This is a genomic window from Pedobacter frigidisoli, from assembly GCF_004331675.1.
Taxonomy (GTDB): Bacteria; Bacteroidota; Bacteroidia; order Sphingobacteriales; family Sphingobacteriaceae; genus Pedobacter; species Pedobacter frigidisoli.
Genome location: NZ_SJSN01000038.1, coordinates 1 through 11,576, shown reverse-complemented (window position 1 = coordinate 11,576; position 11,576 = coordinate 1). Strand labels below are relative to the sequence as shown.

The following is an 11,576-nucleotide window of genomic DNA, read 5'->3' as shown; positions in this document are numbered from 1 at the left end:
GAAAGAGAGCATCGGCCTTGGATTTGCAGCAACCTTGCGGACCTTCTTGCGTCAGGATCCTGATGTGATCATGGTCGGTGAGATCAGGGATCCCGAGACGGCAAACATGGCCATCAGGGCCGCACTCACGGGACACCTCGTATTGTCCACGATCCACACCAATTCAGCTTGGGGAACGGTGTCGCGGCTCATGGATATGGGTATCCCCGGTTTTCTATTGGCCAATATGCTAAACACCACCGTGGCACAAAGACTGATCCGCTTACTTTGTCCTTTTTGCAAAGCGGAAGAGGAGTTTGGCGAAGAGCAATATCCCAGGCAGTTCAAAGCCTCTATTAAATTGTTGAGACACTTTATGGCTAAGGGGTGTGCGCAGTGTTTCTATACCGGATATAAGGGGCGAAAGGCCGTTTATGAGGTCATTCCAATCGATGCCGATTTGGCCCAAGAGATCCGTTCAGGGAATATGGCCATTAACAATATCCTAAAGGAAAAAAATATCAATACCCTCTCTGGGAATGCCTTTGCGCTTTTTGCGCAAGGGTTAACCTCCTTAGAGGAAATCTATCCACTACTGGTCACGATCTAATGAAGAATAAGAATATACGATTTTTACTTGCCCTGCTCGTCTGCCTGATTTTTTCAGTTGGACAAAGGGCAGCTGCCCAAAATGATGTAGCCAATGATCGGCTAAGGGTGATCGACGAGCGGTTGCGCAACCTTGCTGTCACTGTGCCAGGCCTGAACCAAAAGGTACAGCTTTCTATGTCTGGAGCATCCGCTCAGGAGTTTTTAAGGGCGCTTGCACAATCCAATAACCTCAACATCAATATCGATCCCAATCTCAGTTTTAAGGTCTATACCAACTTCCGAAATGAAACGGCCCTTAACGTGCTCCTGTTCGTTGCCAAGGAGTATGACCTGGATATTAATCTCATCGGCTCCATAATGTCGATTACCAAGGTTCCCTCAGCAAAAGCGGTGATTGTACCAAGGGATATTCGGGTAAGTTACAATGCAACAAATGATTATCTCGGTTTTGAGCTCAATAACGATTCACTGGGTATGGTTGCCCGAAAGATTAGCCAGTTGTCCCAAAAAAATGTGGTGGTTCCAATTAATCTGGCCTCGAAAAAGGTGTCTGGTTTTATTGCCTCTGCACCATTTGAGGTAGCATTGGACAAGATGGCCTATGCCAATGAGCTCGGAGATCATCAGATCGCCGTTTCCCATGAACCATGTGGTGCACTCTTTCCCATTCTCGTCGATGAAAAATGCTCTGAGGAAACCACTGCGGATAAAGTATAGTCTTCTGGCGATCTCGCCTGGCCTGAGCAATAGGTGTTTTCTGCCAAATTTTTCGGTGATTACTTCCTCGTTTACCCTTTGTTGAAAGGGGGCTGGGAGAGGTACAATGAGGCCCAAGGTCTCCAATAGATCGGCTTCTGGAATAGGTTGTTTCAGCATACGATGTTGATTGTGTCACAAATCAACTTTTCAGTGCATTTACCTGGCTAATATTGTCAGTCCTGTCGGAAGGATATATTTTTTAACGGAAGATAGATTCTTTTATTGTGTTATTTATTGTTTTGTATTCCAGTACTATTTCTAGATATCTGCTTGGTGATACTCTCTAGGCCTAGTTCGAGAGTTTCTTTGGAAATTGAATAACATTAGAAGGCTGAGATTTTCTATTAATGGGAAACACCTAGTTGGGTATATAATTTTTATTTCCCAAATGGTTTTTAATTAAATGTTGGAACAAAAGAATTGAACCCCAGGATACGTGTGAATAGGGGTATGCTATTGAGAGGACTTGTCCTGATAAAATGCGAGATGCAACGTTATAACGGGGTGTCCTTTTGATTAAATTGAGAATATAATATACCAAATTTTCCCACGTTCATCACCACTTTACTTGCGTTCGTCAAAAAAGATTTTCACAACTTATGTTTATGAATAGATTGGACAAGTACGTTAATTATTAGAGATATGCTTAAATCAATTATTGTTTGGTTGCTGATGATTGTAGCCATTTCGGCCTTTGCCCAATCAAGTTCCCTAAATCCAACTTTTTCAGATATTATCCCACCTTCACCTGGCGCTTCGGCTATCGGCAAGTTCGGTAGTATTCCCGTAGGACTTTCTACAGGAATTCCTCAAATTGGGGTGCCAATCTTTAATTGGGAGGGGAAAAGTTTTGGGAAAAGTGTAAGTGTTTCCTTAGACTATCACAATGGTGGGGTTAAGGTGGATGAACTTGCCTCAAGTGTTGGATTGAACTGGGCACTCAATGCTGGTGGAGTGATCACAAGGGCAGTAAGGGGTATTTACGATGAGTACGACGTGACGGGTTATCTTTACAATACCTTACCGCAGGACGAATATGCAAATGGTCCGAATGATTATCCAGTCAATGAGCGGCTGCTAAATAGAATGTACAGTGGTAAGGTTGATACCCAAAATGATCTTTTCAGTTACAGTTTTAATGGCGTTAGCGGCCGGTTTCTGCTTGGCAAGAATAATGATATTCTTATCCTTGACCAAGCGAAATTGAAAATTGAAAAATTCATAACAACCATAAGTGGCTATAACAAAATCAGTAAGTTCGTCATAACCGATGAATCCGGATACCAATTTGAGTTCTCCGATTATGAGATTACTCAGGCAGCGCCAGGGGCAATTGCGCCTTCTCACACCTCTGCTTGGTACCTAAGCAAAATTTTCAATCCATCCCATAGCGCTAATATCTTATTTGAGTATGAAAGCTGCAACTTGATAGATATACAAATAACGAGAACTCAGACCCAAGCATTGCCTGTCCGTCTAGATGGCATTGCCCAAGCCGCAAACTTGGGCGGGATAAGCGGTCAGACAACTATGGGGAAAAGGCTGGTGAGAATTAAATTTCCTGATCAGGATCTGGTTACCTTTAGCTATAAAACGAGCACAAGACAGGACGTAACCTACGCATCGACCGATGCACTATTGGAAAAGATAAAAATATCCAATTCAACATCCTCATTTGGGTTTCTGCTTACTCAGGATTATTCTTTGGGGGGTCGGGCGACCTTGCTGGCCGTTACCCCTTTTGGAAATACTGAGCAACAGCTTTCAAAACCATATGAGTTTACCTATTTCCCCGGGATCCTACCCCCAAGGTTCAGCTCAAGAAAGGATCATTGGGGCTACATCAACAGCAACCCCTCACCAATTACGATCCCGAGAGAATATGTGCGAGTAGATGGAGGGGCTAATGGAGGTCCCTATAGAGAATTTATTGGCGGTGATAGGGAAACAGATCCCGATGCGATGAAAGTCGGGAGCATGACGAAGATCAAGTACCCAACAGGAGGTTATACGACTTTCGAGATGGAAAGTAATACCGCTGTGGATACTTGGATGGGCAGTAATAATGTAATAGCCATTCCAAAGCTATATAATGAGATTGGGATGAATTTTGCAATCACCTCATCGACCTATCCATCAGGAACTACATCATTTACCTTTGAGGGGGAGAATAACACCTCGACCTATTTTGATTGTATGGTCAACCCATATCTACAACCATGTGCGAGTGGTGTGGGATGCGGAGTGAAATTTGAGATGTATAGTCCAACGGGAGGCTTAATGTCTACCCAAGCCATATCGTTCCCATCCTCTAACTCAAACAGACAAATGGTAACCTTTGGAATTGTAAATCTGGAAAAGGGAAAGACTTATTCGTTCAAGGTATATCTTTTTGGTAATATTTCTAATTATTATGACTATGGAGAGATCAGGCGTAGAGAAGCGACACCCCCTGATACCTATATCTATGAGGCTATTAGCGGAAATGGTACGAAGAAGATCAATGTCGGCGGTTTAAGGGTGTCGTTAATCAGTGATTATACAGGCGATGGAACGACGCCCGCCAGTGTCAAATCGTATCAATATGTTTTAGAGAACGGTACAACGAGTTCAGGTGCTCTGGGCTATCGTCCGATTTACTCCTATCTGGTGAATTATGGTTATATCGCTAATGGCCAAAGTAATTATGAACCGAGTGCTGAATATGTGATACGAAGTTCAAATTCTGTCAATGAAATTCCGATGATCTCCGGGAGTCCTGTCACTTACAAGCGTGTCGTGGAGAAATCAATACAATATGGAGTAGAAACGGGAAAGATAGTGACGAACTTTCTGTCATTTGCAGATAGCCAGCCCTATATGACATCTACCTTTCCAACAGTTCCCCCGAATTACTCCTTTTGGCTATACGGTACCATGAGGTCTGAAGAGGTTTACGACGCTACTAATTTCCTGCAGAAAAAAACAGAAAACATTTATTCTTCATTTCCATTTTGGTTTAATGAGTCTCCGAATAGGTTTGAGAATTTTAGGTCCATTAGTATAGCACCCGTGATGTTTGCCTGGGATGGGGATTATTTTCATCCAAAGATCATTGTTACTAACACACCTACAAGATTTAAGGTATCGGGTTTTGTTCCATCGGCGGGTCGGAATTTCTTATCGCAGTCGAAAACGACTGAATACACACGTGGGCAAGCACCGAAAGAAATCATAAATAACTTTACCTATGATAATTTTAATTTCAACATAAAGGAAGTCGTTACCACTAACAGCGATGAATCAGAAATCAAGAAGATGTTCATTTATCCCCAGAACATGGTTGATGGGGGTTTAGATGCTAGCCTTTATGGCGATATGGTTGCTCAGCATATTATTAACCCCGTAATAAAGGAAAGTAATTATGTTAATGGAGCCCAAACTTTTCTCAAACATAATAAGTACGCAAAATGGTATAACTCATTCTTTGATCTGGAAACAGTCAGTACACAAACAAGTGCAGGGCCTGAGGAGGTTCGGTTAAGGTATCTTCAATATAGTGCCGAGGGCACTCCTCTAAGCCTCCGAAAGGAACATGGGGCGCCCATGTGTTACGTTTGGTCCAACTTTGGCACCAGAATAATCGCGAAGGTTGAAAATGCAGATTATCCCTCCGTTATCGCGGCTCTGGGTGGACAGAATGCGGTTGATACATTCTCGGAGATTCATAATCCAGATGCGTTGACGATAGGCAATTTTTTACAGCCGTTGAGAAATACATTAATAGGTGCCTTTGTTACGAGTTTTGTTTATGACCCCCTTGGTAACCTACTCAGTCAGACCGATCCCAAGAACTTAACTTTGCGTTACGAGTACGATGGCTTCCAGCGGTTGCGTATGATTAAAGATGATAATGGTGACATAGTGAAAACTTTCTGTTATAACTATGCTGGACAACAGGTAGATTGTGGGGAGCTGGGACCAAGTTTGCCCACTAATCCTCCCACTGATCCTCCACTTCCTTTGGTTTATACACACCAGACAAGTTATTCGTTAACTCGATTAGAACTTTGTCCAACAATGGTTCCTGGGCAACCTGTAGCTTTTCCATATCAACCCCTTTATTCCACAGCAGGTCTTGGGCAGGTGGCCTTGATGCCTGGCCAATCGCCTCCGCTATATTACTCGGATCCTCAACTCACGCAGTTGGCCCCAAACGGTTATTATTCATTAATGCAGACTGATCCCATGCATACGGGCTACTTTATTTATCACCTGGTGGATGGATCCATAATATGGAATGGTTGGTGCGATGAGTCGGAGCCCGAGATTCCCGTAGATCCAGGGCCGGTAATTGGAGTACAGCCCCTGCAAACAGGATATACTTTGTCGAGAAACGGACAATGCTTTTTATCACCGTTGACTTCTAAGTCACTATATTCTACCCGAAGTTTTGAGCCATTCATTCCTGCTTCAGGTTTCCCGATACCCTTGTTTTATCAAGATCAAGCGTTAACGGAGTTAGCTGAAACCGGTTACTACACAATAAATGAAACAAGCACGACCCATATCGGCTATAAATATTATTTCATCCAAAACGGACAGCTCCTGTATAGTATTTGGTGTGATGAGGCCGAGCCAATGATTCCAACTCAGCCGATACCTGACGTTGATCCAATTTTGGTTGGTTATTCTGCCACGCGTAGTGATATTTGTGGAGGAGTTCCACTACTGTCCCAGACCTTGTATTCTGTTCGAAGCTTTCAGCCGCTATTACTTGGCGTAGGGCAGGTTGAGCCACTTTTTTATACCGATAGCGCAATGTCACAATTAGCTCCTACAGGATATTACACTATATATGAAGTCGATCCACTGCATCCTGGTTATAGGCTCTATTATATTCAGAATGGACAGCTTCTGTTTGGCAACTGGTGTGATCTTACGGATCCTCCACATTAGAATTAAATATGCGATGATTATTCCTGCTACTGAGGTGTATGATAAATGTCTAAAGGTGATGCGTATTGCATCAATAAAATTAGAGCTGGTGTGTCCTTTTCAAGCGGTGGAAATAGACATAGCAATTAATGAAAGTGTTTTAAATTAAAAAGGAAGTAGAACATGTTGAACAACAGAATATCTATATATAGGCTATTGGCAATATTGTCTTTGGCGATGGGTGGGGCTGCCTATGGCCAGTCACCGAGCAGCAACCAGAACTACATTGTGGAGACCACGGTCAGGGTTCCGGACAAGAAGACGGGGGCATCGCTCTCTACGCTTGGCGTTGCGGGTGCAAACCGGACGATCCAGTACCTGGATGGCCTGGGCCGTCCGCTTCAGAGCGTGCAGTGGCAGGCGAGCCCTGCCGGAAAGGACATCATCCAGCCTGTGGAATATGATGCCCTTGGACGGGAGGCAAGGAAGTACCTGCCCTATGTGGACGTGCCCGGAGTTGCCAACGGTAGCTTTAGGTCGGGTGCTGCCGCCTCGCAGGGAGTCTTCTACGCTTCGCCACCAACCGGGGTGTCGGTAAATACCTTTCCACTAGCGGAAACCCAGTTCGAGCCGAGCCCGCTGAACAGGGTAGAGCAGCAGGGAGCTCCCGGTGCCGCCTGGCAGCTATCCGCTGGCCATACCCAGCGATTGGAGTATGGCACGAATGCGGGGGAGGTAAGGCTTTGGGTGGTGAATGGTAGCGGTGCCTCCCGTACTGGAAACTACGGTGCGGGCATGCTCTACCGCACCACCAGCCGTGACGAGAACTGGAAGACTGCCGATGGGAACATGGGCAGGGTGGATGAGTATAAGGACCTGGAGGGCAGGGTGGTGCTGAAGCGTACATGGGAGACGGATGCAAGGAGCCTGAGTACGTATTACCTCTATGATGACCTTGGGAACCTGCGCTACGTGTTGCCACCAGCCCTTAACGAGAATGGTGTGGACATCAGCAGCTTTGCGGACAATGATGCAAACTTCAACAACTATGTATACGCCTACAGGTACGATGGCAGGAACAGGGTGGTAGAGAAGATGATCCCGGGCAAGGGATGGGAGTACCTGATCTACAATAAGCTTGATCAGTTAGTGATGAGCCAGGACGCGGTGCAGCACGACAACCATCAGTGGCTCTGGACAAAGTACGATGCCCTCGGAAGGATAGTGATGACTGGACTGGAACGCAATAACACGATGTCGAGGCTCACACTCCAGAATGACTATATCAACACCATGACAGGTCTATTATGGGAAACAAGGACGAACTCAAGGCCAGAAGGCTATACGATAAATACCCATCCAATGGCCGGGGAGGAGAATGGCAATATCAGTATGCTGGCGATCAACTACTATGATGACTACACTGCCCCGGGGATGCCCTATGACCAATCGCTCTCATTCAGCAACAGGACGAAGGGACTGGCGACAGCTGGCAAGGTAAGGGTATTGGGGACAGGCGACTGGCTATGGACGGTGAGCTATTATGACCAGTTGGGGAAGATGGTGAGATCGTATCAGCAGCATTATCTGGCGGGCACGCCGAGCGTGGACAACTACGATGAGCTTACGATGACCTATGGCTTTACCGGAGAGGTACTGACCTCGAACCGTATCCACCATACCGCGGTACTGAATACCACCATTGCCAACAGCTATAGCTATGACCACGTGGGCAGGAAGAAACAGACCCGTAGCCAGATTACCAGTGGCAGCACTGTTGGTGACAATGTTTTGCTCAGCGAGCTGAGCTACAATGAGCTGGGCCAGTTGCTGAACAAGCAGCTGGCGGGGGGGATGCAGACGACTGGCTTTACCTATAACGAGCGTGGCTGGCTGAGCTCGAGCAGGTCGGACCAGTTCAGCCTATTGCTGAACTATGATGACAACAGCGCCGTACCCAGTGCACCGAGGCAGTACAACGGGAACATCTCCAGCTCGCTATGGGGGGCGGGCAATGGTACATTGCCTAATGCCTACCGATATGAGTATGATGGGCTGAACAGGCTGACCAAGGGGGTCAGCTCTGGGATCAATATGAGCGAGGAGCTGACCTATGACCTGATGGGCAATATCTCCAGCCTGAACAGGGACGGCACGGGGGCGAACGTGTATACCTATCACAATGGGGGCAACATGCTCAGGTCAGTAGCGAACGTGATCACTCAGGACTATGGCTATGATGCCAACGGCAATGCGACGACGGATGGGCGGAACGGGATGACGCTTAGCTACAATATGCTGAACCTGCCGAGCACGGCCACAAAGCTTGGTGTGTCTGTGGCCTACACCTATGATGCGACCGGCGCAAAGCTTGCCAAGAACTCGAACGGTAACATCAGGAGGTATATCTCAGGGATAGAGTACAGTGGCAGCAACATTGAGACCATCCACACGGATGAGGGCGTTGCCCAGAACAACAATGGCGTCTATACGTATCAATATAATCTCTCGGACCACCTTGGAAATGTGCGTTATTCTTTTGATATTTACGGTGGGGCTGTGCGGAGGCTACAGCAGGACGATTATTATGCATTTGGGAAAAGGAACTCGGTATCGGGAGGGAGCAACAAGTACCTCTATAATGGCAAGGAGATACAGGACGAGCTAGGGGAGCAGTATGACTACGGTGCAAGGTTCTATGATCCGGTGATTGGTAGATGGAATGCTGTGGATCCGCTGGCAGGAATCTTTGATAACGTTACTCCATACAATTACGCTTTAAACAATCCCATCACCAATATTGATCCTAACGGCTTGTGGACTCAAACGGCAAAAGGATGGAGCTCAGATAATGATCAAGAAGCGAAAGATTACTTTACAGCATTACAGAGAGCCTCGCAAAATGGCGGTATAACAAGATATCGAGACGGAGATGGGAGCGATAATGAAGCTTTTCGCATGATGACCAATGGAGAAACGTCACTAGTTCAAATATTCTATAATAGTAATGGTAAATCTGCAAAAGCGAGGGGAGAGGAAAATGCAAAAGTAGGTCTGGCTTCAGGTGGAGCAATATTAAGTTCAAATCCTGAATTGGGTGAACTATTGGCTCCAGCGGCTGCGATATTGGTTTCATGGGCTGCATTTGAATATTTTGAAAAGCATCCTCTACGTGGTGAATATATTAATATCCCTGAACAATTTAATACTCCAGACAACTATTCAATTGATAACGCTTCAACACCGAGAAAAAAAAGTCCCAAAAAGCTTAGGACAGAATGGGAAGAAGGTGAAGGAGAAGCTTGGCCAAAAGAACCAACTGATTCTAGTGCAAATCAACATGCTCATCATCCAGTTCCTCTTGCTGATGGAGGGTTTGATGGTTATCCTAATATAGTACCCTTACCCGCTGCAGGCCACAGAGCACATCATAAGGCCAATGGTGATTATTCTCGATGGGGCAAAAAGAAGAAAAAGTAAACAATTAATTAATATGAAATATCCGATTAATACAAGCTTAATAAATAAAAAGTTAGAATTCTATGAAGAAGTAGTAACTCAAAAGACTAAAGCTGAATCATATTTACAAAGCTTTGATTGGTGTGGAGCGATTATAGATTCTGAGTTATATTCAAATCTTGGGAAGATTCTGTGTATATTTCTATTCGAGATTATTAATAATCAACGGAAAGAAGATAACTATGTCTGGGTTGTTGTAGGAGACGTACCATCTATGTATTTAGACATATATGGCCCTAAGAGTACGCATGAAGTATTGGAGAATTACGTCTCCTTGTCTAGAGATTGGATTTACGGTGTAGAAAACAACCTTAATATGACTGACTTCTATCCTTTTAAGGAGCCTAAATCTCTAGAGCTTGCTAGAATGTTACGAAGTAGGACTGATCGAATTGAAAACTCAGTTATTCCTAATATAGAAGATGTGAGCTTACCAGAACCATTAAGTTCTTTATAGACATCTATATCTGGTTTAAGTTTCCGATATTTCAGCGCTCACTTAAATCTAAATAACACACAGAACTGTTATCGTAACAGTTATAGAAAAGAATATCATAACCAAAGCCTACTAGAGATATTGGGCTTTGGTTTTTTGTAATACGAACGGCAACCTGATCAGGGAAAGCCAGAAGAATATTAACCTATCCTACAGTTACCGCAACCTGCCTAATTCCATCTCTGGCAGCCAAAACATTACCAATTCGATTCATTCAGTTTTTCTGCAAGAACTTATAGCTATATGACGAATTTAAAATAATAGGCAAACACGTTCGTCACTCGAAAACACTAGAATATCACTTCATAAGCACCGTTCGTCAAAAAGATTGGGGCTTTTTTGATTTTTTAATCACCTTGTTTTTTATTCATTCTATGGTCTATTTAGTATACTATTTACTAATGTTCATTGTGAATTCTTAAAGGATAATGTGAACATGAAAGTAAGACTGAACCACAAGCTTAATGCCTATACGCTAACCGAGATCCTGATTGTATTGGTCATCATAGGAATTCTCATCCTGCTGGCGCTGCCCAATTTGATGCCCTTGATTACAAAGGCCAAGACGACTGAGGCGAAATTACAATTGGAGCATTTGGCCAAATTGGAGCAGAGCTATTTCTATGAACATTCCAAGTATTCAAATGATCTATCCGAAATTGGATTTATTCAGGAAAAGCTGACCAGTGATGGCAGGGATGGCAAGGCCAACTATAAGATAGAGGTTACTGCCGCAAGCAATAATACTTTCACCGCTAAGGCGACCGCTGTTGCCGATTTTGATGGGGACGGGACGTATAACGTTTGGCAGATCGATCAGGAGAAAAATCTAAAGGAAATAACTGCAGACTAATGGTTTTGTTGTTGGGGGGGATTATATTGGTTTTATTATTCATGGTCTATCAGGACTTTAAATATAGAGGCATCTATTGGTGGCTTTTTCCGTTGTTGTGGGTCGAGGTAACCTGTTATGGCGCCTTTCAGTTTGGCTGGATATTGGTTTTTAATCTTGGCGGGCTAAATGGTTTATTCATCCTTTTTCAGGTATTTGTCCTGTCACTTTACATCTCGTTAAAAAATAGAAAGCCTACGAATATCTTTCAGGGGTTTTTTGGTCTGGGTGATCTGCTCTTTTTGTTATGCGCCGCTTTTGCTTTTTCGGTAACTTACTTTATTGTTTTTTATATCCTAAGCCTGTTGTTCGCAATAGGCATTACCCTATTGCTTAAATTATCCGCAAAAGAAAGGCTGGATAAGGTACCATTAGCAGGCTATCAGGCCCTAATGCTTATGG

At 44.4% G+C, this 11,576-nt stretch carries 7 protein-coding genes; 6 read left to right on the top strand and 1 reads right to left on the bottom strand.

Translation table 11 applies throughout. The features are described 5' to 3' along the window. Nucleotides 1–589, top strand: a 589-nt coding sequence (locus EZ449_RS22140; protein WP_165499835.1) for a GspE/PulE family protein, incomplete at its 5' end; no start/stop codon positions are given. A 467-nt stretch (nucleotides 590–1,056) separates the two neighbouring features. Here the strand turns inward: EZ449_RS22140 and EZ449_RS23575 are convergent. Further along, nucleotides 1,057–1,467, bottom strand: coding sequence for a Crp/Fnr family transcriptional regulator (locus EZ449_RS23575; RefSeq protein WP_131563034.1), 411 nt, complete (start codon nucleotides 1,465–1,467; stop codon nucleotides 1,057–1,059). Between the two features lie 525 nt (nucleotides 1,468–1,992). On the opposite strand from EZ449_RS23575, the gene EZ449_RS22130 reads away from it, so the two are divergent. The 5 genes from EZ449_RS22130 to EZ449_RS22900 all read left to right on the top strand — a co-directional run. Further along, nucleotides 1,993–6,288, top strand: a complete 4,296-nt coding sequence (locus EZ449_RS22130) for an RHS repeat domain-containing protein (RefSeq protein ID WP_131563032.1) — start codon at nucleotides 1,993–1,995, stop codon at nucleotides 6,286–6,288. Nucleotides 6,289–6,450: 162 nt separating this feature from the next. Next, the gene (locus EZ449_RS22125) at nucleotides 6,451–9,747 is read left to right on the top strand and encodes a DUF6443 domain-containing protein (protein ID WP_131563030.1); all 3,297 of its coding nucleotides are present in this window, start codon (nucleotides 6,451–6,453) and stop codon (nucleotides 9,745–9,747) included. Then, entirely contained in the window at nucleotides 9,707–10,243 is a 537-nt protein-coding gene (locus EZ449_RS22120; protein ID WP_131563028.1) for a hypothetical protein, read from the top strand. The genes EZ449_RS22125 and EZ449_RS22120 overlap by 41 nt, the downstream gene beginning before the upstream one ends. A gap of 475 nt (nucleotides 10,244–10,718) precedes the next feature. Further along, nucleotides 10,719–11,135, top strand: a complete 417-nt coding sequence (locus tag EZ449_RS22115) for a type IV pilin protein (RefSeq protein WP_131563027.1) — start codon at nucleotides 10,719–10,721, stop codon at nucleotides 11,133–11,135. A gap of 41 nt (nucleotides 11,136–11,176) precedes the next feature. Next, on the top strand, nucleotides 11,177–11,576 hold a 400-nt coding region (locus EZ449_RS22900), incomplete at its 3' end, for a hypothetical protein (RefSeq protein WP_205943054.1).

What these genes read in the sequence shown, in the direction of transcription:
- EZ449_RS22120 (WP_131563028.1), top strand. Translation starts at nt 9,707, where the DNA reads ATGGTGATTATTCTCGATGGGGCAAAAAGAAGAAAAAGTAAACAATTA.
- EZ449_RS22125 (WP_131563030.1), top strand. Translation starts at nt 6,451, where the DNA reads ATGTTGAACAACAGAATATCTATATATAGGCTATTGGCAATATTGTCT.
- EZ449_RS22115 (WP_131563027.1), top strand. Translation starts at nt 10,719, where the DNA reads ATGAAAGTAAGACTGAACCACAAGCTTAATGCCTATACGCTAACCGAG.
- EZ449_RS22130 (WP_131563032.1), top strand. Translation starts at nt 1,993, where the DNA reads ATGCTTAAATCAATTATTGTTTGGTTGCTGATGATTGTAGCCATTTCG.
- EZ449_RS23575 (WP_131563034.1), bottom strand. Translation starts at nt 1,467, where the DNA reads ATGCTGAAACAACCTATTCCAGAAGCCGATCTATTGGAGACCTTGGGC.